Genomic DNA, 26,689 nt, shown 5'->3' on the forward strand with positions numbered 1-26,689 from the left:
AAGGAACGCATGGAGGAGACGGAACGTGTCGAGGAGGTAGGCGTCCGGGCGGGCCGTGGGCTGCGCTGGACCGTACTCGGCAGCCTGGTGACCCGGGCCGGCTCCTTCGCCATGGGGCTGGTGCTGGCCCGGCTGCTCGCCGCCGACGACTTCGGCGTCTACGCGGTGGCGCTGGCGGCGACGCAGATCGTCATGCACGTCAAGGACATCGGCATCCAGGCGGCGATCATCCACTGGCGGGGGCGCGTGGAGGACATCGCGCCCACCGCCAGCGTGCTCAACTTCGCCGTCACCACCCTGGCCTACGGCGCGTTCTGGCTGTTCGCGCCGGTCTTCGCGCGGCTGTCCGGCAACGAGGAGGCCACCGGCGTGGTGCGCCTGCTCACCGCGGTCGTCCTCATCGAGGCGTTCACCGCCGTGCGCAGCGCCACCCTCCTGGTGCGCTTCCAGCAGGACCGGCTCACGCTCGCCATCATGATCGGCTTCGTGGCGAACGCGGCGGTGGCGGTCAGCCTGGCCTTCGCCGGCGCGGGCGCGTACGCCTTCGCCTGGGGCCAGGTCACCGCCTCGCTGGTCACCGGCGTGCTCATCTTCTTCTGGGGCTGGCTGCCGATCAGGGTCGGCTGGGACCGCGCGACCGCCGGCAAGCTGCTGCGGATCGGCATCCCTTCGGCGGTCGGGTTCGGGCTGGAGGCCCTGCTCATGAACGCCGACTACGTCATCGTCGGCAACGTGCTCGGGGCCGAGCAGCTCGGCTACTACCTGCTGGCGTTCAACGTGTCGAGCTGGGTGCCGGGGATCATCGGCACCGCGCTCCGCTACGTGTCGCTGCCCAGCTTCTCCCGGCTGTCGGAGGACCCGGCGGCGCTGTCGGAGGGGGTGCGCAGGTCGGTGCCGGTGATGGTGGCGTTCGTGCTGCCGCCCGCTCTGGTGATGGCCTTCCTCGCGCATCCGCTCATCACGTTCCTGTACGGCGAGCGGTGGGACTTCTCGGCCGGGGTGCTGCGCTGGCTGGCGGTCCTGATGGTGGTGCGGATGCTCATCTCGTACCTGGCGGTGGACATCCTGACCGGGCTCGGCGCGACCAGGACCACCGTCTGGCTCAACCTCGGCTGGGCGGTCGTCCTGCTGCCGGCCCTGCTCGCCGGGGCGCACCTCGGCGGGATTCGTGGCGCGGCCGTCTCGCACGCCCTGGTCGCGGTGCTGGTCGCGGTGCCGATGGCGGTGTTCGTCCTGCACCGCGTGGGGGTGCGGCTCGCGCCCGTGCTGCCCGGCCTGGTGCGCCCGGCCCTGGGCGCGGTCGCGGCGGGGACGGCGATGGCCGTCCTGGAGAGCGTCACCCGGGGCGGGCACGCGCTCGTGCAGCTCGGCGTGGCGGGCGGAGCGGGGCTGCTGGTCTTCGTGCTGGTCGTGGTGCCGGGCGCCGCGCTGAGGAAACTCGTCACTAGGAGCGCTTGAATGTCCTTCGCCGACTCGCTGGTCTCCGTGGGGCTGCCCGTCTACAACGGGGCCGCCCGCATCGAGGGGACGATCCGCTCGGTGCTCGCCCAGGACCACCAGAACCTTGAGCTGGTCGTCTGCGACAACGCCTCGACCGACCGCACCGAGGAGATCTGCCGCGACTGGGCCGCGAGCGACCCCCGCGTGGTCTACCACCGGCAGCCGGAGAACATCGGGCAGTTCCCCAACTTCGCCGACGCCATCAGGCGGGCGCGGGGCGAGTTCTACCGGTGGGCGGGCGACGACAACTGGCTGGCCCCCACGTACGTCTCCCGCTGCCTGGAGGTCTTCGCCGCCGACGAGCGCCTGCTGCTGGTCACCACGCAGCAGGCGTACGCGTGCCCGGACGGCTCGACCAGGACCGCCCCCTACACCGGCACCGGCTACCTCGCCGACGACCCGGTGGACCGCTTCGCCGAGTGCCTGCGCGTGCTCAACGAGGACCCCCTCGTCATGGACCCCCTCTACGCCCTCATGCGCCGCGAGCGGATCATGCGGGTGGACCGGGGCCGGGCCATGCTGCGCGAGGACGAGATCTACGCGGCCCGCATGGCCCTCGCCGGGCCGTGGGGCCACGTGCCCGAGATCCTGGCCGGGCGGGAGTGGGAGGTCCAGCAGCAGGGCGACATCGCGCGCAAGCTCGGGGTGCCCGCCTGGCAGGTCCGCGTGGCCCTGCTGCTGCAGTGCAGGGAGCTGTTGCGCGCCCTCGGCGAGGTCGGGCTGACGCCCGCGCAGCGGCGGCGGGGGCGGGCGCTGGTGGCCGGGATGTACCTGCGCAGGCACGGGGTGACGGCCGTGCGCAGGGGCCGCAAGCTCATGGCGACGACCCGGCTGCTGGGGGCGGGCCGGTAGCGGGCGTGCGCGTCCTCCCCGTGAATCGGGCGCGCAACGCGGCCGCGCTGCGGTAGCGCTGGAACGGCAGCTCGAACGCCGCGGCGAAGCCCCACGCGAACAGCACCGACGCCGGCGCGGCCACCGCCAGCAGCGCGAGCAGCCGGCCCGTGCCCGGCGCCAGCAGCGGGGCCACGAGGAAGTGGTTCACGGCGACCACGATCGGCGCGTGGACCAGGTAGAGGCTGTAGGAGAAGGAGCCGAGCGTGCGCACCGGCCGCGTGTCGAGCAGGCGCACCAGGGGCCGGGGCCGTCCCAGGGCGACCGCGGCGAGCAGCAGCCCGGCGGCGGGCGCGAGCGCGAGGTCCACCCAGAAGAACCTGGCGACCGTCCACTCCGAGCCCTGGACCACGATGAGGACGAGCACCGGGAGCGCCGCCCCGGCCGCCGCCCAGTGCAGCGGGAGCCGGGTCCGCGCCCGGAGCACGCCGGCCGCCAGCACGCCCGCCGCGAACAGCACCGCGAACTGGGGGGTCAGCCGCATGAGCAGCCCCACGGCCGGCACGTACGCGGCCAGCACCCCCACCGCCACCACCACGAGCGCGACCACGCCCGCCATCGCCCACGCGCCGAGCCGCCGCACCAGGAGCAGCAGGAGCGGGAAGACGAAGTAGAGCTGCGCCTCGACGGCGATCGACCAGAGTGCCCCGTTGGGGCTGGGCGAGCCGATCACGTCCTGGAGCAGCAGCCCGTACACGACGACCGTCTTCGCGGTCGGGACGGGCTGGCCGGGCTGCGGCACCAGCAGCCAGGCGACCGCCAGGCTGAACAGCAGCGCCGCCCAGTACGGCGGCAGGATGCGCCAGGCGCGGCGGCGGGCGAAGCGGCGCAGGCCGCCGAGCCGCCAGCCGGAGCGGGCGGGGGAGACCGCGAGCGAGAAGCCCGACAGGGCGATGAAGACGACGACGGCGAAGTGGCCGTAGAGCAGCCAGCCCGCCCAGCCGGGCCCGGTGTCGGCGGGGAAGCCGGGGAAGGACAGCAGCCAGCAGTGGTGCAGGACCACGAAGAGCGCGGCGAGGCCGCGAATCCCGTCCAGCCCGCCGAGCCGCGTCCCGCCCCCGTCCATGCCCACTCGGATATATCGCGATCTGACCGGCTTACGTAACAAGCAAGTCGAAAGGCGCGATGTCCTGATTGGAACGGTATTTCTGGGGGGATGAACGACGTCCCGTTGCGCTGCAAATCGGGCTGGGGATATATGGAATTCTGGACGGCCATTCTGGGTCTCGCCCGCAACAAGTTCGTCGCCGTACCGGTGGCCGTCCTCACCGCGGCGCTGGCCGTCACGGGATATCTCGTCCTGCCCGAGCGGTACGTCGCCAGCGCCTCCATGGTCCTGGTGACCCCGTCGGGCGGCGGCTCGATCGACCGGACCAAGCCGCTGGCCCAGACCAACCCGCTGCTGCAGTTCTCCGACGACCTCAGGACCACCGCCAGCATCCTCATCCTGGCCATGAACTCGCCCGACGTCTTCAGGTCCGTCGGCGCCCCCGAGGACGGCCCGGTTCAGCTCACCATCGACGACGGGCGGACGAACCCGACCCTGCTCGGCGTCGGCACCACGGGCCCGTTCGTCTACGTCGAGGTCGAGGCCGCCTCCAGGGCCGAGGTGACGAAGGTGCTGGCGGCGGCACAGGAACGGCTCCGCGAGGAGCTGGAGGACCGGCAGAACGAGCTCAAGGCGCACCCCGTCACGTTCGTCCAGCTCGACGACGTGGTGCGGCTCGGGCCCGACGCGGACCTCGCGCCCAAGCTCCAAGGGGCGGTCGGCGGCGCGCTGCTCGGCCTGGTGGCGGGTTTCGGCGCGGCCTACGCGGCCGTGCGCGGGAAACTGCGCCTGCCCGCCCGCCTCGCCCCCGAACCCCCTGCTCAGGAGAACACGGAGAACAGGGAGAACGGGGAGAACAAGGAGAACGGGACCCTCCAGAAGACCGGCAGCCTGAACGGCCGGACCCCGCACGACCCGGCCGTCGACGACGCCGAGACCGGTCCCATCGACGTCATCAGCGGCGGCGGTGACCGCTAAAGCCCTACTTGCGCGGCCCGACCAGGTCGGCCAGCGCGGGCGGCACCCACCGCCTGGCCACCTGGCGGAAGCTGCTCTTCCACTCCTCGCCCGGCCGCTGCTTGAACTGGGTGTCGTGCTCGTCCAGCGTCTCTTCCTCCGGCCGCCCGTTCGTGTAGTAGTAGAGCGCCATCGAGCGCCGGGCCCGGTCCTCCGGGCAGGTCAGCGGCTCGGGGTGGCCGTGGTTGGCGTCGTCGGTGGTGGCGAAGACCACGAAACGGTTGAACACCGGCAGGATTTTGTGCTCGCAGCGGGTCATGTCCTTGTTCCAGAGCTGCAGGTGCCCGCCGTAGGACTCCTCCCAGTCCTTGTTGAGGTAGAGCAGGCCGTTGAGCCTGCGGTCGAGGTTGAGCCTGCGGTGCCGGTTGAAGTCGACGTGCACCTTCAGGTAGCCGCCCGGCCTGATCTGGTGCAGGCCGCCGCCGTCGTAGTGCGGGTCGGACACCAGGTGCTCGATGCCGGTGAGCCGTTCGAGGAAGTCGACGAACACCTGCCCGTTGAACTCCGACAGCAGGTGCCGGGTGGCCGGCCCCATCTTCTCGGTGTCGGCGAGGGCGAGCTTGATCTCGCGGGCGTTGTCGAAGCGCTGCCACTCGACGTCGCGCGGCTCGGGGAACTCGGCGAGCACCGGCTCCAGCGCCTCGGGAGGCAGGAAGTCGTCGATCACCACGTGCCGGAAGGGACTGGCCTTGAGGAACGACTCCCGCAGGCTGTCCGCCAGCGGAAGGAGATTGTCACGTTTGAAGGTGAAGTCGGAAATCGGCATCGATGCTCCCCACCCTACGGAAATGGCGTGAAATGCCCCGGGTGTGACATCGTGAAATAAGGTGATCTCGTTACGGATTTCCCAGTAACACCGGATACGTCCGAGGCCGATGTCCGTATCGAGGGTTTCATCCGGTTCGGGAGGGAAAACGCCTTGGACTTCTGGGGGACGGTCCTGGTCGTGTTCCGGCGCTGGTACGTCACCGTACCGGCGTTGCTGCTGGCCCTCGGCGGCTCGTTCGCCGTCTACCGCACCGTCCCGACCGTCTACCAGTCGGGCGCGGTCCTCGTGCTCACCATCCCCGTGACCGGCGGGAGCGTTCCAAACGATCCCGCCTACCCGAACCCCCGTACGAACCCGCTGCTCAACTACAACGGCTCGCTCAACGTCGCGGCCTCGATCCTGCTCCAGGCGCTGAGCGCGCCGGAGACCGCCGCCCGGCTGGGGGCGCCGCCCGGCGGCGAGACCACGTACGTCGTCCACAACGGCAGCCCCAACCCCGAGCTGCTGGCCAGCGGGCCGTTCGTGATCATCAACGCCAGGTCGCCGTCCGCCGAGACCGCGCACACGCTGGTCTCCCGGCTCGTCGAGCAGGCGCGGAGCGAGCTCGCCGCCCGCCAGGCCGTGCTGGGCGCGCCCGTGAGCACCTACATCCAGCTCACGCCGATGGTGCCGCCCACCGAGCCGCAGGAGCAGCGCGGCGGCAAGAGCCGCACGGCCGTGGCGGTGCTGGCGCTCGGCCTGTTCGCCGCGCTGACCGCCGGCTACGCGATGGAGAGCCTCGCCGCGGCGCGACGCCGCAGGCGGGCCGGGCCTGCCCCCGTCGAGCCCGCGGAGCGCGCCGAGCCGCTGGCGCTGCGCCCGTGAAGGCGATCGCCCTCACCAGGACGGAGCCCGTGGCCGGGCTGCCCAGGCCGCACCCGGCCGACGGGGCCACGCTGGGCGTCGTCTTCGTGGTCATCCTGATGATCGTCCCGGCCCGGCTGGTGTTCCGCGGGCTCTCGTTCGCCATCACGCCGGCCGAGGCCGTGGGGCTGTTCGCGCTGGTGTGGTGGTTCTGCGCGCAGCTCACCACCACGCTCGGCGCGGCCAAGGGCCGCACCCTCGTCCGCAGCGCGGTGTTCGTCTACGCCTCCTCGCTGATCGCCACCTACGCCTACGCCGCCGCCGGCAACCTGCCGAGGGACGAGCTCGACCTCGCCGACCACATGCTGGTGAGCGCGTTCGCGATGATCGGGATCGTGCTGCTCGTCGTGGACGGCGTACGCGGCCGGGCCCGGCTCGACCTGGTGCTGAAGACCGTCGCGGCGATGGGCGCGGTGCTCGGCGTGATCGGCGCGGCGCAGTTCCTGCTGAGGTTCGACCCGACCCCGTACATGGTGCTGCCCGGCCTGCGCTTCACGCAGGAGGAGCTGTTCGTCGTGGAGCGCAACGGGCTGAGCAGGGTGGCGGCGACCACCGGGCATCCGATCGAGTTCGCGGTCGTGTGCGCGATGATCCTGCCGATCGCGCTGCACTTCGCCTTCCAGGCGCTCGAACGCCGCCAGCCGCACCTGCGCTGGTGGCTGTGCGCGGGGCTGATCGCGGCCGGGATGGTGTTCTCGGTGTCGCGCTCGGCCTTCGTCGGCGTGGCGGGGGCGGCGGCGGTGCTGCTGGTCGGCTGGCCGCGTCGGCGGCGGCTGCTCGCGCTCGGGGCGATGGTGGTCTTCCTGGGCGCGGTCAAGGTGGTCGTGCCGGGGGTGCTCGGCGCGATCCTGGACCTGTTCACGGGCCTGTCCACCGACTCCAGCCTGCGCTGGCGGACCATGGACTACGCCGCCGCGGCCACCGAGATCTCCCGCCACCCGTGGCTGGGCCGCGGCCTCGGCACCTGGTACGCCCCCAAATACCTGGTCTTCGACAACCAGTACATCCTCACCACGGTCGAGACCGGGATCATCGGCGTGCTGGCCTTCGCCGGGCTCTTCCTGGCCGGGATCTGGTCGGCGCTGCGCGCCCGCCGGCTGCTCACCGACCCCGCCGACCGCGACCTCGGGCTGACGCTGGCCGCCTGCCTGGTGGTGCCGCTCATCGGGGCCGCGACCTTCGACCTGCGCTCGTACGCGGTGATCACCGGGCTGTCGTTCCTGCTGGTCGGCTCGGCCGGCGCGCTGGCCCGCGAGGCCCGGCTCAGCCGAGCAGCCGCGCCTGCGCCTCCTGCCACGACCCCGCCGCCAGGTCCCGCGCGCTGATCGCGGTCACCGGCAGCGGCCAGGCGACGGCCAGGTCCGGGTCGTCGTAGCGGACCGAGACGTCCTCGGCCGGGTCGTGCTCCCTGTCGATGCGGTAGCAGACGTCGGCCTGCTCGGTGAGCGCCTGGAAGCCGTGCAGGAAGCCGCGCGGCACGTACAGGCAGGCGAAGTCCTCGTCGTCGAGGCGCACGCTCATGCTCCTGCCGTACGTCGGCGAGCCGGGCCGGGCGTCCACCAGCACGTCGTGGATCGCGCCGCGGGCGCACCTGACGAGCTTGGCCTCGCCGCGCCCCACCCGCCCGTGCAGCGCGCGGACCGTGCCGAGCCGCGAGCGCGACTGGCTGTCCTGGATGAAGGCGGCGGGGTCGAGACCGTGTTTCCCGGCGATCTCCGCGTCGAACGTCCGGGTGAAGAACCCCCGGTCGTCGTGGTGCGGCGTCGGGACGAAGAGAAGGACGCCGTCGAGGGCGCCGCGCTCCACTCTCATGCCCCTCATCCTGCTGGCGGGCTCGCACTTACTGCCAGACCCACACGTAACGGATTTCTCCATAATGCCGATGATTCGGGCGAAAGGTCGGGCTGGGCTGGGCCAGGGCGAAGGAGCGAGGACATTCCGGCAGACCCCTTCACGGACCCCTTCACCACGGCCGGTCCTCCCGCGCGCGTGCGCGTCGGAGCCGTGCACGTCATGGCCGTCACCGAGACCGGAGTGGCCGACCACGTCTCCCGCGAGTGGGCCGCCGGCCGGGGCGGCGCCATCGTCACCGCGAACGTGGACATCGTCCGCGCCGCCACCCGCGACCCGGCGCTCGCCGCCCTCGTCGCCCGCGCGGAGCTGGTCGTCGCCGACGGCATGCCGGTCGTGTGGGCGGGCCGGCTGGCCGGCACCCGGATCCCTGAGCGGGTGACCGGCGCCTCGCTCGTGCACACCCTCGCCGGGCGCGCCGCCCGCGACGGCCGGCCCGTCTACCTGCTCGGCGGCGACGAAGGAGTGCCGGAGGCCGCCGCGCGGGCCCTGTTGGAACGTTACCCGGCGCTGCGGATCGCGGGCACGCACTCGCCGCCGTACGGGTTCGACGCCGACCCCGCCGCCCGGCGCGCGGTCGTCGAGCGCGTCAGGGAGGCCGGGCCCGGCCTCGTGCTCGTCGGACTCGGCTTCCCCAAGCAGGAGCGGCTGATCACGGAGCTGCGGCCCGAGCTGCCCGCCGCCTGGTTCCTGGGCTGCGGCGCGGGCATCGCGATGGCCGCCGGCCAGTTCAGCCGCGCCCCCGAGGCCCTGCAGCGCGCGGGCGGCGAGTGGCTGCACCGGCTCGCGCTCGAACCGCGCCGCCTGCTCCGGCGCTACCTGCTCCACGACGCCCCCTTCGCCGTGCGCCTGCTGACCGGCGCGCTCCGCGCCCGTCTCCGTCTCCTGGGAAGGTGAGCATGCTGGCGATCGTCATCGTCACGTACTTCAGCGAGCGCGTCGTCGGCGACTGCCTGCGCTCGCTCCAGGAAGCCGGCGCGGGAGACGCCCGGGTGCTGGTCGTGGACAACGACTCGGCCGACGGCACGATCGCGGCGGCCCGCGCCGCCCTGCCCGCCGTCGAGGTGGTCCCGACCGGCCGCAACGCGGGCTTCGCCGGCGGCGTGAACGCGGGGATCGCCGCCGCGTCCGGCTGCGACGTGCTCGTGCTCAACCCGGACATCCGCCTCGCCCCCGGCGCGATCACCGCGCTGCGCGAGGCACTGACCGTGCCCGGCACCGGGATCGCGGTGCCCCGGCTCACCGCCGAGGACGGGACGGTCCACTTCTCGCTGCGCAGGAGACCCACCGTGCTGCGCGCGCTCGGCGAGGCGCTGCTCGGCGGCCACCGGGCCGGCCGGGTCCCGGCGCTCGGGGAGCTGGTCGTGGCGGCGGGCGCGTACGAGCGGCCGGGCACCGCCGACTGGGCGACCGGCGCGGCCTGGCTGGTCTCCCGCGCCTGCCTGGACGCGCTCGGGCCGCTGGAGGAGCGCTACTTCCTCTACTCCGAGGAGACCGAGTACATGCTGCGGGCCGGCGAGCACGGCTTCGCCGTCCGCTACGAGCCGCGGGCGCACGCCGTGCACCTGGGCGGCGAGCAGGGCACCTCCAGCAGTCTCTGGGCGCTCGCCACCGCCAACCGGGTCCGGCTGCACCGCGAGCGGCACGGCCAGGCCCGCGCCCTCGCCATGCGCGGCGCGGTGCTGCTCAACGAGGCGATCCGGGCGCTCACCCGGCCCGGCCAAGGCGGCGCCAAGCACCGGGCGGCCCTGCGCGCCCTCGTCCGCCTGCCGCGCTGGCCAGAGCAGCCGGGCGCGGCCGAGCAGCCGGACGCGGCCGACCCGCCGAGGACCGCCGACCCGCCCGGGTACGTCTGCTTCGCCGCCCAGGACTGGTGGTACCACAACCGGGCGCACTCCGACTTCCAGCTCATGCGCGCCCTCGCCGGCCGCCGCAAGGTGCTGGTGGTCAACAGCATCGGCATGCGCATGCCCGCGCCGGGCACCACCACCCACGTCACCCGCCGCGTCCTGCGCAAGCTGCGCAGCGTGGCGAAGTTCCTGCGGCAACCGTTCCCCGGCTTCCACGTGATGTCGCCGCTGCCGCTGCCGTTCTACGGCTCGCCGGTCCTGCGCCGGGTCAACGCCCTGCTCGTACGCGCCCAGGTGCGGGCGGTGTGCCTGGCGCTCGGCCTGCGCCGCCCCGTGATGGTGGTCACCATCCCCACGGCCTGGGACGTGGTGCGCCCGATGCCCCGGCACGCGCTGCTCTACAACCGCTCCGACCGGCACTCGGCCTTCCCCGAGGCGGACGCCGCCGTCATCGGGGCGATGGAGAACGAGCTGCTGGCCCGCGCCGACCGGGTCCTCTACGCGAGCCGCACGCTGATGGCCGAGGAGCGCGAGCTGACCGGCGAGCGGGCGTGCTTCCTCGACCACGGCGTGGACGCCGACCACTTCACCAGGGCCGCGGAACCGCCTCCCGACCTCGCCGCCGTGCCGGGGCCGCGCGTGGGGTTCTTCGGCGCTCTGGACGAGTTCGTCGTGGACGTCGGGCTGCTCGGACGCCTAGCGGCCGAGCTGCCGCAGGCCTCGCTCGTGCTCATCGGTGACGCCACCGCGCCGATGGAGCGGCTGACCGCCCATCCCAACGTGCGCTGGTTCGGCTTCGTGCCCTACGAGCGCGTCCCGGCGTACGCGTCCGGCTTCGACGTGGCGATCATGCCGTGGCAGGACAACGCGTGGATCAGGCACGCCAACCCGATCAAGCTGAAGGAGTACCTGGCCTTGGGCCTGCCGGTGGTCAGCACGGACTTCCCCGAGCTCGTCCACTACCGGGACCGCGTGCGGGTCGCGGCCACGCCCGAAGCGTTCGTGGCGGCCGTCAAGGCCGCGCTGGCGGAGGGCGGCCCGCGGCCGGCCGCCGAGCTGCGGGCGTCGGTGCTGGGGATGTCCTGGTCGTCGCGGGCCGACCGGCTGCTGGAGCTGGCCGAGGGGGAGCGTTGACGCGGGCGAGCCGGCTGGTCCTCGCCGCGGTGGCGCTGCTCGCCGCCGCGGCCCTGGTGTGGGTGGTCGTCGGCAGGTCCGAGGGCGAGCCGGCCCCGCGCCCGTCCGGCACGGCCGCCCCGCGTCCGGACGTCGCCGGGCTGCCGCGCGTCCCCTGGGAGGGCGGCCCCGCCTACTACGACCGCTTCGCGAGCACCAAGGCCGCCGGCTGGACGAACCCGGCGTTCTTCCCCATCGGCGTCTGGTACGAGTCCGTCATCACCCAGGACGACGTGAACAAGGACGTCGAAGCCGGCATCAACACCTACATCGAGTTGACCGAGACCAGCGACATGGCGCTGATCAGGAAGAACGGCCTGTTCGCCGTTCCCAGCAAGCCGCTGAAGGACTACGGGGCCGAGACCGTCGCCTGGCTGATCACCGACGAGGCCGACATGTGGGCCGGCCCCGGCGACGACGGCTGGACCGGCAACTTCCCCGGCGAGGGCCCCCTCTGCATCCCGGACGACCCGCACAAGGAACGCTGCGGCTACACCGTCATGAAGACGCTGAAGGACCGGCTGCCCAAGGACGGCCGCCCGCACTACGCCAACTACGGCAAGGGCGTCATGATCTACCAGAACGACCGCCAGGCCGGCCGGTTCGTCAACGACTACACCGACCTCGTCTCCCTCGACGTCTACTGGTACACCAGCTACTTCGCCTGCCTCGACGGGCAGAACTGGCTGCACTGGGCCGGCGAGGACCGCTGCCGCCGCGCGGCCAACTACGGCCTGCTCATCGACCGCCAGCGCAAGCTGGACGCCCTCGACGGCAAGCTCCAGCCCATCTACGCCTTCGTCGAGGTCGGCCGCCCCGCCGCCGAGGACCGTCGGCAGATCGAGCCGGACGAGGTCAAGGGGGCGGTGATGAGCTCGCTGATCCACGGGGCCAGGGGCGTCATCTACTTCAACCACAGCTTCGGCGGCCCCTGCCAGAGCCAGCACGTGCTCCGCGACGCCTGCGGCGTCACCACCCGGCCCGCGGTCATCGAGGTGAACCGGCAGATCAGGCAGCTCGCCCCGGTCCTCAACACCCAGTCCGTCGAGTACGGCTTCGGCCCCGGCGTGGACACCATGCTGAAGGCGCACCAGGGCGCGTACTACCTGTTCGCCATGCCGTCGGCGGAGGGCCGGCCGGGAGCGCACACGTTCACGCTGCCCGGCGGCCTGTCACCCGGTCAGGTCGAGGTGATGTTCGAGAACCGGCGCCTGCCCGTGGACGCCTCAGGACGTTTCACCGACACCTTCACCAGCGAGAGCTCCTATCACATCTACCGGATCACGCCCTAGTGGCGGCGGGGGCCGCAGTGCGGGCAGCCGCGCCCGTGCCGGGGGCCGGCCCGCCGGTGCACGAGCCGGCCGTGCGGCGCCGCCCGCCCCGCCGACAGCGAGGAGTCGCTGCTGAGGATGGCCGCGTGCAGCTTGCGCAGCTCGGGGCCGGGCTCCAGGCCGAGGTCCGTGGTGAGGATGCGCCGCCCGGACTGGTAGACGTCCAGCGCCTCGGCCTGCCTCCCGCTGCGGTAGAGCGCCAGCATGAGCTGCCCGCGGAAGGTCTCGCGCAGCGGGTGCTCGCGTACCAGCGTGGACAGCTCACCCACCAGGGCGGCGTGCCGGCCGAGTCGTAAGTCGGCCTCCACGCGCTCGCCGAGCGCGGCCAGCCGCAGCTCCTCCAGCCGGGTGGCCTGGCGGTGCAGCAGGTGGATGTCGTCCAGCCCGGACAGCGCCGGGCCGCGCCACAGGTCGAGGCCCGCGCGGAGCAGGGCGCTGCCCGTCGCGTCGTTCCCGGAGGCGAGCGCCGAGCGGCCCTGCCGGACCAGCAGCTCGAACCGGCGGGCGTCCACGTCCTCCGCCGGCACCCTCAGCCGGTAGCCCGTGGCCTGGTGGGCGATGGGGACGTGCTCGCCGAGCGTGCGTCTGAGCCGGTGGAGCTGGAGACGCAGGCGCTGTTGCCCGGCGTCACCGGCCTCGGCTCCCCACAGTGCGTCGATGAGGACGTCGCTGTGCGCGACGGTCCCGTCGTGGCAGAGCAGCAGGGCGAGGAGGCTGCGTTGCTTGACCGAACGCAGCGGCACGAGGCCGTCCGCGTCGGTCGCCTCCAGCGCGCCCAGGATGCGGAACTGCATGGTTCCCCCAGCTGCACGTATCCGATCTTCTTTCGCTGACGAAGGATATGCCGCTCGAATGCGCCGGAAAACGCTCGTGAGGAAACTGTGTTGAAACGTAAATGAAATTGGTCATCCGCACACTCGGGAACTGGCTGATGGTCCGTACGTCAGTCATCGGAGCATTCGTGCCATCAGTGCCGAATGGGGGGATATGGTGGGTTCTTTTCGGCATTTCCGAAAGACGGCTTTTGCGCCGTCGAGGCGTGCGCTGGCCCTGGTCAGCGCCACCGCCATCATCATCGGTCCGAGCGCCGCGCCGGCGCTCGCGGCCACGCCAGAAACCGAGACCGGCGATCATCACGCGCACGCCGCTCCTTTGCGTGCGCCCATTGATCGTCAGAAAGTGGAGAAACTCGGGCCACTTCCGGCGAAAAAAGGCACAATTCCGGTAGAACGGTCCACCACGGCCGCTCGCTCCTCCGCCGCACTCGCCGCCGCCGCCAACGACCGCGTCGCGCTGCGCGTGCTCGTGGTCGCCGTGGACGAGGACGACTGGGGCGTCGCCACCTGGCGCTCGGTGCTGGGCCGGGTCGGCGCCCAGTACGACGTGCTCTACAGCAAGACCCAGCCGCTGACCGCCGCCGACCTCGTACAGGCCGACGGGACCGGCAAGTACAACGCGGTCCTGCTGACCAACAACTCGCTGCTCTACAACGACGGCTCCGGCTACGTCAGCGGCCTCGACGCCACGGAATGGAACGCTCTCTGGGCCTACGAGCGCGACTACGGCGTCCGCCAGGTCTCCCTCTACACCGCCTACGGCACCTTCCCCGAGGACTACTGCCTGCGCGCCGGCAGCGAGGGCGGCGTCGGCACCACCCCGATCTCGACCGCGCTCACCACGACCGGCGCCGGCGTCTTCGACTACCTCAAGAACACCGCGAACGTCCCGATCTCGCAGTCCTACGTCTACCGCTCCACGCTGGCCTCGGGCTGCACCGCCGACGCCGTGCTGACCAGCGGCTCCGACGTGCTCGGCGTCCGCAGCACGTCCGCCGACGGCCGTGAGCGCATGGCGCTGACGTTCACCTCCAACCAGTACCTGCCCCAGGCGGACCTGCTCACCTACGGCCTGTTCCGCTGGGCCACCCGGGGGCTGTTCCTCGGCGAGCAGCGGCACTACCTCAACGCCGACGTGGACGACTGGTTCAACAACACCGACCACCTGTACGCCGACGGTCACCTGGAGACCAGCCCCGGCTACCGGCTGACCTGGTCGGACGCGGTCAGCACGTACAACCAGCAGAACAGCTTCAAGTCCGCCAACGCCCTGGCCAACGCCTTCAAGCTGAACATCGCCTACAACGGCGAGGGCTCCGACCAGTACGCCCTCCCGTCCTGCCTGCTCCCGATCCTGCTGCAGGACGCCCTCACCAACTACTCGCGCTGCCGGGCCTCCTCCTTCACCTGGGTCAACCACACGTTCTCGCACCCCAAGATGAACTCCACGGACTACGCGACGAGCCGCGCGGAGATCCAGAACAACCTCACCAGGGCCGCCGCGCTCGGCCTCTCCGTGGACCCGACGGTGCTGAAGACCGGTGAGTACTCCGGCCTCGGCGTCTACCACCCCGACCCCAACAACGACATCGACCCGCCCACCGACTACGGCCTGGCCGCCTCCAACCCCAACCTGCTGCAGGCCGCCAAGGACCTCGGCGTGAAGTACCTGCACGGCAACATGTCGTTCGCCAGCCACCAGCCGTCCTGCTTCAACTGCGGCATCCGGCACCCGCTGCAGCCCGCGGTGATGGTGGTGCCCGACTGGCCGACCAACATCGCCTACCACACGACCACGGCGGCCGAGGAGACGCTGTTCTACAACTCCTACTACGGTCCGAGCGGCAAGTTCCCCTACTGGCCGGTCAACCAGACCTACACCCAGGTCATCGACCACGAGAGCGACGTGGCGATGCAGCACGTCATGTCCGGGTCGGTCTACACGCACACCTTCCACCAGGGCAACCTGCGCAACTACGGCTCCAACCGCAGCCTGGTCTTCGACTGGCTGAACGGCGTCATGGCCAAGTACAACACCTGGTACAAGGTCCCGCTCCTCACGCCGAACTGGGGCTCGCTCGCCCAGTACGTCGACCAGCGGACCACGCACTTCGCCGGCCTGTCCGGCGTCAGCGCGGTCTACGACCGGGTGGCGGGCACGGTCACCTTCACCGCCACCGGCAGTGACGCCGCCGTCTTCGCGACGAACGTCAACGCCGCCGGCGCCACGGCGTACGGCACCGACAAGGTCGCCCGCCTCACCCTCACCGCCGGGGTCCCTGTCACCGTCCCCGCGAGCGTGCGCCCGTGAAGGTGACGCTGGTGTCCGAGGGCACCTACCCGTTCGCGATGGGTGGCGTCAGCGTCTGGATGGACCAGCTCATCCGGGGCATGCCGGACTACCGCTGGGACGTCGTGACGATGACCGTGGACGGCGAGGAACGGCCGGTGTGGGACCCGCCGGCCAACCTCGAACAGGTGGTCTCCGTACCACTGTGGGGCAACGTGCCCCGGCGCCCCTCGCGGGCGCCGGGGGGCGCTTTCACCGAGGCGTACGGACGCTTCCTGGAGATGGTGCTGACGCCGGCCGTCATGGGCGACGGCAGCGCGGAGTTCCTGGCGGTGCTGGAGTCGCTGCACCGCTTCGCGCACGAGGGCGGGGACCTGCTGGGCGCGCTCACCGCCAACGAGTCGCTGACCCAGCTCATGGACGCCTGGTACTGGAACAGGACCGACGGCCTCACCCTGGCCGACGCCATCACGGCCGGGGACCTGATGGGGCACATGCTGCGCCCGCTGGCCGAGCCGGCACCCCGTACGGACCTCATGCACGTGGCCATGAACGGCCTCAGCATGCTGACCGCGATGTCCGCCAAGTGGCGGCACGGCACCCCGATCGTGCTCTCCGAGCACGGCGTCTACCTGCGCGAACGCTACCTCCAGTACGTGGACGAGCCGGTCTCGCACGCCGTCAGGGTGCTGCTGCTCAGCTTCTTCCGCCGCCTGGCGGGGGCGGCGTACGTGGCGGCCGACCGCATCGCGCCGCACTCGTCGTACAACCGGCGCTGGCAGATCCGCAACGGCGCCGACCCGGACCGCATCCGGATCATGTACAACGGCGTGGACCCGGACGAGTTCCCGCCGGTCGAGTCGGCCCCCGCCGAGCCCACGCTGGTCTTCATGGGGCGCATCGACCCGCTGAAGGATCTGCACACGCTGCTGCGCGCGTTCGCCATCGTGCGGGAGAAGGTGCCCGACGCTCGGCTGCGCATCTTCGGCGGCGTGCCGGACGGCAACGAGCCCTACCACGAGAGCTGCCTGCAGCTCGCCGAGGAGCTGGGGGTCACGGACGCGGCCCGGTTCGAGGGCCGCGTCACCACCCCCGCCGTCGCCTACCACGCCGGCGACGTCGTGGCGCTGACCAGCATCTCCGAGGGGTTCCCCTACACCGTGGTCGAGGCCATGGCGTGCGGCCTGCCGGTGGTCGTCACCAACGTCGGCGGGGTGGCCGAGGCGGTCGGCGAGGCCGGGATGGTGGTGCCGCCGCGCGACCACGTGGCCGCCGCCGAGGCGATGGTGCGCCTGCTGCGCGACACCGGGTTGCGTCGCCGGCTCGGCGCGCTGGCCCGCGAGCGGGTGCTCGAACGCTTCACCCTGCGGCAGTCGCTGGACGACTACCGCTCGGTCTACGAGGAACTGCTGGGGGTCACCGCATGACCGCTGTGGAGCCGTCGACGTCGCGCTCCATGGACGACCTCATCGAGCCGATGGGGACCGGCGCCTTCCGCGCCGTCGAACCGCTGCAGGTCGCGGCGATGCTGGAGTCCCAGGGGCTGAGCGACAGGATCGCCCGCGAGCGGTACGGGCACGACGACGTGTTCTCCCTGGCCGAGGCCGCGTACACGCACATCAGGACCCTGGACAGGCCGCGCCCGCCGGTCGCCGAGGCGCCGCTCAAGCGGGCCAGGCCGTTCGCCCAGATGCTGCACGGGCTGCTCTACGGCCTGCCCGCCGCGCTGCTGCCCGCGGCCTCCGGGCTCGTGGGCGCCCAATGGCTGATGCCGGGCCTGGTGCTGACCACCGGGCTCGGCTGGGTGATCGGCAGCGGGGCGGCGCACCTCGCGTACACGCTGGTGGGGCGGGGTTATCCCCGCTCGGCCGGGCGGGTGTTACGGACCGGGCTGCTGCTCGGGGTGCTCGGGGCCACGGCGACGGCCGGCCTGCTCGCCCTCGCCATGGGCGGGCCGCTCGCGCTGGTCGCGCTCTGCGTCACGCAGGTGGCCTTCCAGATCGCCTCCGGCATGCTGCTGTTCTACCGGCGCGAGCTGTGGCTCGGCGTGATCATGCTGCCCGGGGTCATCGCCGGCCTCGCCTACGTCGGCCTCGCCGACCGGTGGGTGGGCCTGCTGGCGGTCTGCGTCGGCGTGGTGTGCGTGGCCGGCGTCGTCGGGGCCGCGCTGCTGCTCACGCTCGCGCAGGGCGAGGCGACCGGGAAAGAGCCGCCGCTGCGCCGCCTGTCGCGCTCCCACCTGCGCGGGCTGCTCCCCGCCCTGGCCTGGGCCACGCTGACCGCGCTCTTCCTGCTCCAGGCCGAGGCCCGCTACGTGCTCGACCGGAGCGACATCGCCGTCGCCGGGGCGGGGCTCGTGCTCGGCATGGGCCTCCTGGAGTACCGGGCGCACCGGTTCGACGACGACGCGCGGGCCTCCGTCCGCGACGTCTGCTACCCCGCCGACTTCACCCGCCGCGGCCGGTGGCTGGTCGCCAAGGGCCTGCTGACCTGCCTCGCGGCGCTGTCGGTGCTCTCCGCGCTGCCGCTGGTCTTCCTGCGCGTCACCGGCGGGCTCACCCCGGAGAGCGTGACCATGGCGGTCGCCCACGTGACCGTCGGGGGCGCCTACTTCGTGGCGTTCCTGATCGCCAACCAGGGCAAGGTCATCCACCTGTGCCTGGCCCAGGCGGCGGCGCTGGCCGTCCACGTCACGGGGCGGCTCCTGCTGCCGGGCGGCGGCTCCGCACAGGCCGACGTGCTGCTCTTCGCCGCCGCCTCGCTGCTGTTCCTGCTGATCCTGCTGGTCCTCATGAGCCGCGGACTCAGGGACGTCAGGAAGTACCGCTGAACCATCGACCGGGAGGCTTCCCATGCACGTCGTCATCCTCGCAGGCGGCAAAGGAGTGCGGCTGCGGCCGTACACCTCGGCGCTGCCCAAGCCCCTGGTGCCCATCGGGGAGGAGTACGCGATCCTCGACATCATCCTCCGGCAGCTCACCAGTCAGGGCTTCACCCGCGCCACGCTCGCGGTCGGCCACCTCAGCCCGCTCATCCGCGCGTTCGTGGGCGACGGCTCCCGCTGGGGGCTGGAGGTGGACTACACCGAGGAGGTCACCCCGCTGTCCACGATCGGGCCGCTCTTCCCGATCAGGGACCGGCTGCCCGAGCACTTCCTGGTGATGAACGGCGACGTCCTCACCACGCTCAACTACGCCGAGCTGCTGGCCAGGCACGTCGAGGCCGGCGCGCCGCTGACCGTGGCGACCTCCCCGCGGGTCGTGAAGATCGACTTCGGGGTGCTGGAGACGAGCGGCGGCCAGATCACCGGCTTCCGGGAGAAGCCGCTGCTCAGCTACCTCGTCAGCATGGGCGTCTACGCGCTGTCGCGCGAGACCATCGCCCACTACCCGGACGGCATGCCGTTCGGCTTCGACGAGCTGGTGCTCGACCTGCTCGCCCACGACCGGCCGCCTGGCTGCTTCGAGTTCGACGGCTACTGGCTCGACATCGGCCGCCCCGACGACTACGACGAGGCCAACGCCCGGTTCGAGGAGATCCGCTCGCTGCTGCTGCCGACGGATCGGGAAAGGGTTCGATGAGCACTGTCGTCGTCTTCGGGTCCACCGGTTTCCTGGGCCGCCCGGTGGCCGAGCTGCTGGCGGGCGATCCCCGGGTGTCCCGGCTGATCCGCCCGCGCCGGGCCGAGCTCGACCTGCTGGCCGCCGCCCCCGCGGACGTGGCCGACCTGCTGGGCGAGAGCCGCCCGGCGGTCGTGCTCAACTGCGTCGGCCGGATGTCCGGCCGCTACGACGAGCTGGTCCGCGGCAACGCCGGGGTCACCGCCGTGCTGCTGGAGGCGCTGGCCGCCGCCGCGCCGCGCGCCCGGCTGGTCCGGCTCGGCTCGGCCGCCGAGTACGGCCCCGCCCTCCCCGGCACCGCCCAGCGGGAGGACGGCCCTGCCCGCCCCACCGGCGCGTACGGCATCAGCCACCTGGCCGGCACCCTGCTGGTCGAACGGGCCCGCGAGGTGGACGCGATGTCCCTGCGCGTGTTCAACCCGGTCGGCCCCGGGGTGTCGGCCGCCAACGTGCTCGGCCGGGTCCGCGACCTGATCAGGGCCGCGACCGGCGACATCGAGCTGGGCCCGCTCGACGCCACCCGCGACTTCGTGGACGTGCGCGACGTCGCCGCGGCGGTGGTCGCCGCCGCCTTCGCCGACGACCCCGCCGAACGGGTGATCAACGTCGGCAGCGGCCGGCCCGTGCCCGTCCGGCAGGCGGTCAGGCTGCTCGCCGCGGCGAGCGGCTTCGCCGGCGAGATCCGGGAGAGCGCCCCGGAGTCCGGCCGCTCCGACACGAGCTGGAGCCAGGCCGACACCGGGCGGGCGCTGCGCGTGCTCGGCTGGCGGGCCGGCGTCCCGCTGACCGACTCCATCAAGGCCATGACGGCGGAGGAGAGCGCGTGAGGCGGCTCTGGACGGCCGTGCTGCTGGCCGGGCTGCCGGCCGCGCTCACGTCCTGCGCGCCCCGCGTCCCGCTGACCGAGGTGCGCTCCTTCACCTACGTCCTGCAGAACTACCCGGGCGGTCGGCTCGACACGGTCGCCCGCGCCCCGCACCAGCTCGCCATCGTGGACCTGTCCCGCGACGGCACCACGGCCGGCTACTTCTCCGCGAAGGAGGTCGCCAAGGTCCGGGACACCGGCAAGACCGTCCTCGCCTACTTCGAGATCGGCAGCATCGAGCGGTTCCGCACCGAGGCCCGCACCCTGCCCGCCGACCTGCGGCTCAACCGCTGGCTCGACTGGCCGGAGGAGCACTTCGTCCGCTACTGGGACTCCCGCTGGTGGGACCTCGTGCTGCGGCCGCGCGTCGACCAGGCGCTGCGGGCCGGGTTCGACGGGGTCTACCTCGACACGCCGCTCGCGTACGAGGAGATCCACCTCGACCGCGTGCCCGGCGAGACCCGCGCGAGCCTCGCCCGCCGCATGAACGAGCTGATCGTCAGGATCAGCAGGTACGCCAAGAAGGTGCGCCCCGGCTTCCTCATCGTCCCGCAGAACTCGCCCGAGCTGCGCCTCCAGCCCGGCTACGTCGAGGCGATCGACGGCATCGGCATGGAGGAGCTGTTCTTCCGCGCCACCGGCCGGCCGTGCGACACCGGCTGGTGCGCCGAGAATCTGGCGCACGCGCTCGCCCTGCGCAGGCTCGGCAAGGCCGTGCTCGCCACCGACTACGCCACCCGCCCGGCCGACGTGGCCGCGGCCTGCGCCCGCTACCGCCGCCACGGCATCGCGGGCAACGTCACCGTGGTCGAACTCGACCGCGTCAGTCCCCTCTGCACCGCTGCGAAAGAAGGAGCTTGAGATGCCGAAGACCGTCGGCGTGATCGGCATGGGCTATGTGGGCCTGACGCTGACCGCCGCCCTGGCCCGCAAGGGGTTCGTCGTGCACGGTGTGGACGCGAACCCGCGCGTCGTCGAGGCGCTGTCCAACGGCCGGATCCATGTGTACGAACCCGGCGTGCAGGAAGAGTTCGCCGAGCACCTCGGCAGCGGCATCACCGTCGCCGACCGGCTGCCCGACACGCCGCTCGACGCCGCGATCCTGTCCGTCTCCACGCCCGTGGACCTCGCGTCGGGCCGGCCCGACCTGCGCAACCTGGCCGCCGCCGCCGAGCACGTGGCCGCCACCTGCCGGCCGGGCACGCTCGTCGTGGTCCGCAGCACCGTCCCGATCGGCACCTCCCGCTCCGTCGTGCTGCCCGCGCTCACCGCCCGCTGGGGCGACGACGTCCGGCTCGTCATGGCGCCCGAGCGCACCATCCAGGGCCAGGCGCTGCGCGAGCTGGTCGAGCTGCCCCAGGTCGTCGGCGGGCTCGACGAGGAGAGCCTGGAGGCGGGCGTCGCGCTCTTCGCCGGCCTCGCCGAGCAGGTCGTGCCGGTGTCCGGCCTGGAGACCGCCGAGATGGTCAAGCTGTCCAACAACTGCCACACCGACCTGATCTACGCCTTCGGCAACGAGCTGGCGCTCATCGCCGAGCAGCACGGCCTCGACCCGCTGGAGGTCATCAGGGCGGCCAACCTCGACTATCCCCGGCCCGACCTGGCCAGGCCCGGGTACGTCGGCGGCGGCTGCCTGTCGAAGGACCCGTACCTGATGATCGCGAGCACGCGGCGGCCGCCGTACCTGGTGGACCGGGCGCGGGCGCTCAACGAGCGGCTGCCCGCGCACGTCGCCGAGCGGATGGTCGAGCTGATCCGCGAGAGCGCCGGACGCACCGAGGGCGTCAGGCTGTCGGTGCTGGGCTGGGCGTACAAGGGCTGGCCGGCCACCGACGACATGCGCGGCACGCCCATCGCCGAGATGATGCCGCTCTTCCGCGCCGTCGGCCTGACCGTGCTCGGCCACGACCCGCTCGTCCCCGACGACGTCATCCGCGAGTACGGCGGCGAGCCCGTCAGCCTGGACAAGGCGTTCGCCGACGCCCACGCCGTCCTCGTCATCAACGACCATCCCGACTACCGGGGGCTGGAGGTCGAGTCACGGCTGGCCACCTCCGGGGTGCGGGTGGTGTTCGACTCCTGGCGCATCCTGGACGAGGCGACGATCATCCGGCACGGCGTCCGCTACGCCGGCATCGGCTACCTGGCGGAGGAGCGGGCATGAGGGCGCTGCTGCTGGGCGGGGCCGGCTTCATCGGGCTGCACCTGGCCCGCCGGCTGCTCGCCGACGGGCACGAGGTGACCGTCGTGGACGACTTCTCGCGGGGGCGGCGCGACGACGCGCTCGCCGGGCTGGCCGTCGAGGTGCGCTCGGCCGACCTCACCGACCCGGCCGCGTACGACGCCCTCGAACCCGGCTGGGACCAGGTGTTCATGCTGGCCGCCGTGGTCGGCGTGCGCAACGTCGAGTCCGGCCCGGCCCGGGTGCTCCGGGTCAACACGCTGTCCCTGATGCACCTGCTGGACTGGATGGGGCCGGGGCGCGGGCGGCTGTTCTTCGCCTCCACCAGCGAGGCGTACGCCGGGGCGGTCAGCACCGGGCTGGCCGCCGTGCCGACCGCCGAGGACGTCCCCCTCGTCATCGAGGACGTGGGGTCGGCGCGGCACACGTACGCGATCAGCAAGCTGCTCGGCGAGGCCGCGGTGCTGCACACGGCGCGGGCCAAGGGGTTCGAGGCGGTCATCGGCCGCTTCCACAACGTCTACGGCCCCCGCATGGGCGCCGACCATGTCATCCCCGAGCTGTCCCTGCGGGCCGAGCGCGGCGAGGACCCCTTCACCCTCTACGGCGCCGACCAGAGCCGCGCCTTCTGCCACGTGGACGACGCCGTCGAGGCGGTCGTCCGGCTCATGGCCGAGCCGCGGGCGGCGGGCCGGATCGTGCACATCGGCAACGACGCCGAGACCAACATCGGCGACCTGGCCAAGCTCGTCCTGCGGATCGCGGGCACGAACCCGGAGATCCGGCACGTGCCCGCGCCCCCCGGCTCGGTCGCGCGCCGCTGCCCCGACCTCACGCTGCTGCGCGAGCTGACCGGGTACGAGCCGCGCGTCGCCCTGGAGGACGGCGTCCGCCGGACCTACGCCTGGTACCGGGAGTCGTGGACCGGATGACGCAGCCCATCGCGTTCTACTACGGGGCGGGGGAGCTGGAGCGGCTGTCCGGCTTCGACAAGGTCGTGCTCCAGGCGGACTTCTACCGCCCGGACGAGCTGGACCTGCTGCGCGGGCGCGGCACGCAGACCCTCGGCTACCTGTCGCTGACCGAGGACGCCGGCCCGCCCGCGCCGTGGCACCGCGCCGAGCACAATCCCGACTGGGGCGGCGCGTTCGTCCACACCGGCGACCCCCGCTGGGTGGCGCACGTGGTGGAGCAGGCCCGTACGGCGATCGGGAAGGGCTTTCGCGGGCTGTTCCTCGACACGCTCAACATCGAGCAGACCTACCCCGAGGACCTGCCGCACCTGCTCTACCTCATCGCCGCCATCCGCGAGGAGACGCAGCCGGAGTATCTGCTGGCCAACCGGGGCTTCGGGCTGCTGCCGCAGCTCGCCGACCTGGTGGACGGCGTGCTGTTCGAGTCGTTCTCGGCGCGCTGGGTGGACGCCGGCAACTACGCGCCCTGGCCGGACGACGTGCTGGAGGTCCACGCCTCCGTGGCCGAGCGGCTGCTCGGCCTCGACGTGGACCTCTACGCACTCGACTACGCCGACAACGACGAGCTGTGCGACTTCGCGCGCCGGCGGGCGCGCGAGTTCGGCATGCTCTGCTTCGTCAGCGACAGGGTGCTGTCGCGGATCTGAGCTGTCGGCCGGTCAGTTGACGCGTCTAGTTGATGCGCCAGGTGTCGCCGCCCAGCAGCAGCTCGCTCAGGTCGCCGGGGCCCTGCCGCTCGGCCGCCTCGTCGAGCTGCTCGGCCATCAGCGTCTCGTAGGAGGGCCGGTCGACGCTGCGGAAGATGCCGATCGGGACGTGCTCGAAGGCGGGCTCGTCCAGGCGGGACAGGGCGAAGGCGAGGCTGGGGTCGGGGTTGTGCACGTCGTGCACGAGGATCTGGTCCTCGGTCACGCTCGCGCGGGGCACGACCTCGATGCCGCCGTTCGCGCCGCGGACCACGGCCTTGGTGGCGCTGGCGATCGGCTGCCCGTGCTCCAGGCGCAGCGTGATGTCGTCACGCAGGCCCGGGTCCTTGAGCGGCTCGAAGGCGTTGTCGTTGAAGATGTTGCAGTTCTGGTAGATCTCGACCAGGGAGGTGCCGCGGTGGGCGGTGGCCTCCCGCAGCACCGACTGCAGGTGCTTGCGGTCGGAGTCGATGGTCCGGGCGACGAACGAGGCCTCGGCGCCGATGGCCAGCGAGATCGGGTTGAACGGCTTGTCGAGCGAGCCCATCGGCGTCGACTTCGTGATCTTGCCGACTTCGCTGGTGGGGGAGTACTGGCCCTTGGTCAGCCCGTAGATCCGGTTGTTGAACAGCAGGATGTTGAGGTTGACGTTGCGGCGCAGCGCGTGGATGAGGTGGTTGCCGCCGATGGACAGGGCGTCGCCGTCGCCGGTGACGACCCAGACGCTGAGGTCGGGGCGGGAGGCCGCCAGGCCGGTGGCGATGGCGGGGGCACGGCCGTGGATCGAGTGGAAGCCGTAGGTGTTGAGGTAGTAGGGGAAGCGGGAGGAGCAGCCGATGCCGGAGATGAAGGCGATGTTCTCCCGCTTGAGCCCGAGCTCGGGCAGGAAGGACTGGACGGCCGCGAGGATCGCGTAGTCACCGCAGCCGGGGCACCAGCGCACCTCCTGGTCGGACTTGAAGTCCTTCAGGCTCTGCTTGGCGTCGGTCTTCGGGACCAGGCTGAGGCCCCTGCCGTTGACGAGCTCAGTCACTGTCGATCACGTCCTGGATGACTCCGGCCAGCTCCTCGGCCTTGAACGGGAGCCCGCGCACACGGTTGTAGCTGATGACGTCGACGAGGTAGCGCGCGCGCAGCAGCAGCGCGAGCTGGCCCAGGTTGATCTCGGGCAGCAGCACCTTGTCGTAGCTCTTGAGCACCTCGCCGGTGTTGGCCGGCAGGGGGTTGAGGTGGCGCAGATGGACCTGGGCGACCTTGCCGCCGCCCGCCCTGATGCGGCGCACGGCCGCGGCGATCGGCCCGTAGGTCGAGCCCCACCCGACGACCAGCACCTTCGCGTCGCCGTCGGGGTCGTCCACGACCAGGTCGGGAACGTCGATGCCGGCGATCTTGGCGGCCCGGGTGCGGACCATCAGGTCGTGGTTGTCGGGGTCGTAGGAGATGTTGCCGGTGCCGTCGGCCTTCTCGATGCCGCCGATCCGGTGCTCCAGCCCGGCGGTGCCGGGGATCGCCCACGGCCGGGCCAGGGTCTCGGTGTCCCGCTTGAACGGCAGGAACGTGCCGTCCTCGCCGTTGGGGGCGGTGGTGAACTCCTGCGAGATGTCCGGCAGGTCGGACACCTCCGGCAGCCGCCACGGCTCGGAGCCGTTGGCGAGGTAGCCGTCGGAGAGCAGCATGACCGGGGTGCGGTACTTCACCGCGATCCTGGCCGCCTCGATGGCGGCGTCGAAGCAGTCGCTCGGCGACATCGGCGCCACGACCGGCACCGGGGACTCGCCGTTGCGGCCGAACAACGCCATCAGCAGGTCGGTCTGCTCGGTCTTGGTCGGCATGCCGGTGCTCGGCCCGGCCCGCTGCACGTCCACGATGATCAGCGGCAGCTCGGTGGTGACCGCGAGGCCGACCGTCTCGGCCTTCAGCGCCACACCGGGGCCGGAGGTGGTGGTCACGCCGAGCGCGCCGCCGAACGCGGCCCCGAGCGCCGCGCCGACGCCGGCGATCTCGTCCTCCGCCTGGAAGGTGCGGATGCCGAACCGCTTGTGCTTGGACAGCTCGTGCAGGATGTCGGAGGCCGGCGTGATCGGGTAGGAGCCCAGGAACAGCGGCAGCTTCGCCTGCACGCTCGCGGCGATCAGGCCGTAGGCGAGCGCCTGGTTGCCGGAGATGTTGCGGTAGACGCCGGGCGCGAGGCGGGCCGGCTTGACCTCGTAGGAGACCGAGAACGACTCGGTGGTCTCGCCGTAGTTCCAGCCCGCCTGGAAGGCCGCGATGTTGGCCTTGGCGATCTCGGGCTTCTTGGCGAACTTGTTCTCCAGGAACTTGATCGTGTGCTCGGTCGGCCGGTGGTAGAGCCAGCTCAGCAGGCCGAGGGCGAACATGTTCTTGGAGCGCTCGGCGTCCTTCTTGGACAGGTCGAAGCCTTCGAGGGCCTTGACCGTGAGCGAGGTCAGCGGGACCGCGTGCACCCGCCACTCGGCCAGCGAGTCGTCCTCCAGCGGGTTGGTGGCGTAGCCGACCTTCTGGAGGTTGCGCTTGGTGAACTCGTCGGTGTTGGCGATGATGTCGCTGCCCCTGGGCAGGTCGCCGAGGTTGGCCTTGAGCGCCGCCGGGTTCATCGCGACCAGCACGTTGGGCGCGTCGCCCGGCGTGAGGATGTCGTGGTCGGCGAAGTGGAGCTGGAAGCTCGACACGCCGGGAAGGGTGCCCTGAGGGGCGCGGATCTCGGCCGGGAAGTTGGGCAGCGTCGACAAGTCGTTGCCGAACTCCGCCGTGCCCGCCGTGAATCGGTCGCCGGTGAGCTGCATGCCGTCGCCGGAGTCGCCGGCGAACCGGATGATCACGCGGTCGAGTTGCTGGACCTGCTTTGCCACAGCCGCTCAGTCCTCCTCGACGCGCCGGGGCGC

The 26,689-nt window shown here is 72.0% G+C and carries 23 protein-coding genes; 17 read left to right on the forward strand and 6 right to left on the reverse strand.

Features of this window, described 5'->3' with window-relative positions; translation table 11 throughout:
* Positions 1-9 precede the first annotated feature (9 nt).
* A complete protein-coding gene (locus ACBR40_RS34190; protein ID WP_371251389.1) occupies positions 10-1,458 on the forward strand; it encodes an oligosaccharide flippase family protein in 1,449 nt (482 codons plus the stop codon).
* Positions 1,459-2,352: a glycosyltransferase family 2 protein gene (locus tag ACBR40_RS34195; protein WP_371251390.1), complete on the forward strand. Its 894-nt coding sequence runs from the start codon at positions 1,459-1,461 to the stop codon at positions 2,350-2,352.
* On the opposite strand, the gene ACBR40_RS34200 is transcribed toward ACBR40_RS34195, so the two are convergent.
* Positions 2,315-3,457, reverse strand: coding sequence for an acyltransferase family protein (locus ACBR40_RS34200; RefSeq protein ID WP_371251391.1), 1,143 nt, complete (start codon positions 3,455-3,457; stop codon positions 2,315-2,317). The two genes, ACBR40_RS34195 and ACBR40_RS34200, sit on opposite strands and share 38 nt — an antisense overlap.
* Positions 3,458-3,589: 132 nt before the next feature.
* On the opposite strand from ACBR40_RS34200, the gene ACBR40_RS34205 reads away from it, so the two are divergent.
* Complete coding sequence (locus tag ACBR40_RS34205) at positions 3,590-4,417, forward strand: hypothetical protein (RefSeq protein ID WP_371251392.1); 828 nt, start codon at positions 3,590-3,592, stop codon at positions 4,415-4,417.
* A gap of 4 nt (positions 4,418-4,421) precedes the next feature.
* Here the strand turns inward: ACBR40_RS34205 and ACBR40_RS34210 are convergent, their stop codons facing one another.
* A complete protein-coding gene (locus ACBR40_RS34210) occupies positions 4,422-5,222 on the reverse strand; it encodes a 2OG-Fe(II) oxygenase (RefSeq protein ID WP_371251393.1) in 801 nt (266 codons plus the stop codon).
* A 153-nt stretch (positions 5,223-5,375) separates the two neighbouring features.
* On the opposite strand from ACBR40_RS34210, the gene ACBR40_RS34215 reads away from it, so the two are divergent.
* Both ACBR40_RS34215 and ACBR40_RS34220 read left to right on the forward strand, forming a co-directional pair.
* Positions 5,376-6,089 carry a hypothetical protein gene (locus tag ACBR40_RS34215; RefSeq protein WP_371251394.1) on the forward strand — a complete coding sequence of 238 codons (714 nt, stop codon included), beginning with the start codon at positions 5,376-5,378 and terminating at the stop codon, positions 6,087-6,089.
* Positions 6,086-7,453, forward strand: a complete 1,368-nt coding sequence (locus ACBR40_RS34220; RefSeq protein ID WP_364459216.1) for an O-antigen ligase family protein — start codon at positions 6,086-6,088, stop codon at positions 7,451-7,453. The genes ACBR40_RS34215 and ACBR40_RS34220 overlap by 4 nt, the downstream gene beginning before the upstream one ends.
* Here the strand turns inward: ACBR40_RS34220 and ACBR40_RS34225 are convergent.
* Complete coding sequence (locus ACBR40_RS34225; protein ID WP_371251395.1) at positions 7,392-7,940, reverse strand: dTDP-4-dehydrorhamnose 3,5-epimerase family protein; 549 nt, start codon at positions 7,938-7,940, stop codon at positions 7,392-7,394. The two genes, ACBR40_RS34220 and ACBR40_RS34225, sit on opposite strands and share 62 nt — an antisense overlap.
* Before the next feature lie 177 nt (positions 7,941-8,117).
* Between ACBR40_RS34225 and ACBR40_RS34230 the strand changes: the two genes are divergently transcribed.
* From ACBR40_RS34230 to ACBR40_RS34240, 3 genes are read left to right on the forward strand one after another with little or no spacing between them, the layout of a single operon-like run.
* Positions 8,118-8,876: a WecB/TagA/CpsF family glycosyltransferase gene (locus tag ACBR40_RS34230; protein WP_371251396.1), complete on the forward strand. Its 759-nt coding sequence runs from the start codon at positions 8,118-8,120 to the stop codon at positions 8,874-8,876.
* Between the two features lie 2 nt (positions 8,877-8,878).
* The gene (locus ACBR40_RS34235) at positions 8,879-10,963 is read left to right on the forward strand and encodes a glycosyltransferase (protein ID WP_371251552.1); all 2,085 of its coding nucleotides are present in this window, start codon (positions 8,879-8,881) and stop codon (positions 10,961-10,963) included.
* Positions 10,960-12,294 carry a hypothetical protein gene (locus ACBR40_RS34240; RefSeq protein ID WP_371251397.1) on the forward strand — a complete coding sequence of 445 codons (1,335 nt, stop codon included), beginning with the start codon at positions 10,960-10,962 and terminating at the stop codon, positions 12,292-12,294. The genes ACBR40_RS34235 and ACBR40_RS34240 overlap by 4 nt, the downstream gene beginning before the upstream one ends.
* Here ACBR40_RS34240 and ACBR40_RS34245 read toward each other — a convergent pair.
* Positions 12,291-13,127, reverse strand: a complete 837-nt coding sequence (locus tag ACBR40_RS34245) for a BTAD domain-containing putative transcriptional regulator (RefSeq protein ID WP_371251398.1) — start codon at positions 13,125-13,127, stop codon at positions 12,291-12,293. The two genes, ACBR40_RS34240 and ACBR40_RS34245, sit on opposite strands and share 4 nt — an antisense overlap.
* 385 nt (positions 13,128-13,512) lie before the next feature.
* On the opposite strand from ACBR40_RS34245, the gene ACBR40_RS34250 reads away from it, so the two are divergent.
* Genes ACBR40_RS34250 through ACBR40_RS34290 form a run of 9 tightly spaced genes read left to right on the forward strand, consistent with a single transcriptional unit; the run spans position 13,513 to position 23,747 of the window.
* Positions 13,513-15,480, forward strand: a complete 1,968-nt coding sequence (locus tag ACBR40_RS34250) for a hypothetical protein (protein WP_371251399.1) — start codon at positions 13,513-13,515, stop codon at positions 15,478-15,480.
* The gene (pelF, locus tag ACBR40_RS34255) at positions 15,477-16,886 is read left to right on the forward strand and encodes a GT4 family glycosyltransferase PelF (protein ID WP_371251401.1); all 1,410 of its coding nucleotides are present in this window, start codon (positions 15,477-15,479) and stop codon (positions 16,884-16,886) included. Before ACBR40_RS34250 ends, pelF begins: the two co-directional genes overlap by 4 nt.
* Positions 16,883-18,289, forward strand: a complete 1,407-nt coding sequence (locus ACBR40_RS34260; RefSeq protein WP_371251402.1) for a hypothetical protein — start codon at positions 16,883-16,885, stop codon at positions 18,287-18,289. The genes pelF and ACBR40_RS34260 overlap by 4 nt, the downstream gene beginning before the upstream one ends.
* Before the next feature lie 22 nt (positions 18,290-18,311).
* Entirely contained in the window at positions 18,312-19,040 is a 729-nt protein-coding gene (locus ACBR40_RS34265; RefSeq protein WP_344208184.1) for a sugar phosphate nucleotidyltransferase, read from the forward strand.
* Positions 19,037-19,906, forward strand: a complete 870-nt coding sequence (locus ACBR40_RS34270) for an NAD-dependent epimerase/dehydratase family protein (RefSeq protein WP_371251403.1) — start codon at positions 19,037-19,039, stop codon at positions 19,904-19,906. The genes ACBR40_RS34265 and ACBR40_RS34270 overlap by 4 nt, the downstream gene beginning before the upstream one ends.
* Positions 19,903-20,805, forward strand: a complete 903-nt coding sequence (locus ACBR40_RS34275) for an endo alpha-1,4 polygalactosaminidase (protein ID WP_371251404.1) — start codon at positions 19,903-19,905, stop codon at positions 20,803-20,805. The genes ACBR40_RS34270 and ACBR40_RS34275 overlap by 4 nt, the downstream gene beginning before the upstream one ends.
* 1 nt (position 20,806) lies before the next feature.
* The gene (locus tag ACBR40_RS34280; protein WP_371251405.1) at positions 20,807-22,108 is read left to right on the forward strand and encodes a nucleotide sugar dehydrogenase; all 1,302 of its coding nucleotides are present in this window, start codon (positions 20,807-20,809) and stop codon (positions 22,106-22,108) included.
* On the forward strand, positions 22,105-23,058 hold the full coding sequence (locus ACBR40_RS34285; protein WP_371251406.1) for an NAD-dependent epimerase/dehydratase family protein: 954 nt from the start codon (positions 22,105-22,107) through the stop codon (positions 23,056-23,058). Before ACBR40_RS34280 ends, ACBR40_RS34285 begins: the two co-directional genes overlap by 4 nt.
* Positions 23,055-23,747 carry a hypothetical protein gene (locus ACBR40_RS34290; RefSeq protein WP_364459258.1) on the forward strand — a complete coding sequence of 231 codons (693 nt, stop codon included), beginning with the start codon at positions 23,055-23,057 and terminating at the stop codon, positions 23,745-23,747. The genes ACBR40_RS34285 and ACBR40_RS34290 overlap by 4 nt, the downstream gene beginning before the upstream one ends.
* A gap of 25 nt (positions 23,748-23,772) precedes the next feature.
* Here the strand turns inward: ACBR40_RS34290 and ACBR40_RS34295 are convergent, their stop codons facing one another.
* Positions 23,773-24,819: a 2-oxoacid:ferredoxin oxidoreductase subunit beta gene (locus ACBR40_RS34295; protein WP_344208177.1), complete on the reverse strand. Its 1,047-nt coding sequence runs from the start codon at positions 24,817-24,819 to the stop codon at positions 23,773-23,775.
* Positions 24,812-26,656 carry a 2-oxoacid:acceptor oxidoreductase subunit alpha gene (locus ACBR40_RS34300; RefSeq protein WP_344208176.1) on the reverse strand — a complete coding sequence of 615 codons (1,845 nt, stop codon included), beginning with the start codon at positions 26,654-26,656 and terminating at the stop codon, positions 24,812-24,814. Before ACBR40_RS34300 ends, ACBR40_RS34295 begins: the two co-directional genes overlap by 8 nt.
* Positions 26,657-26,689: the final 33 nt, after the last annotated feature.

The sequence above is a fragment of the Nonomuraea sp. AD125B genome (assembly GCF_041402765.1).
Lineage (GTDB): Bacteria > Actinomycetota > Actinomycetes > Streptosporangiales > Streptosporangiaceae > Nonomuraea > Nonomuraea bangladeshensis.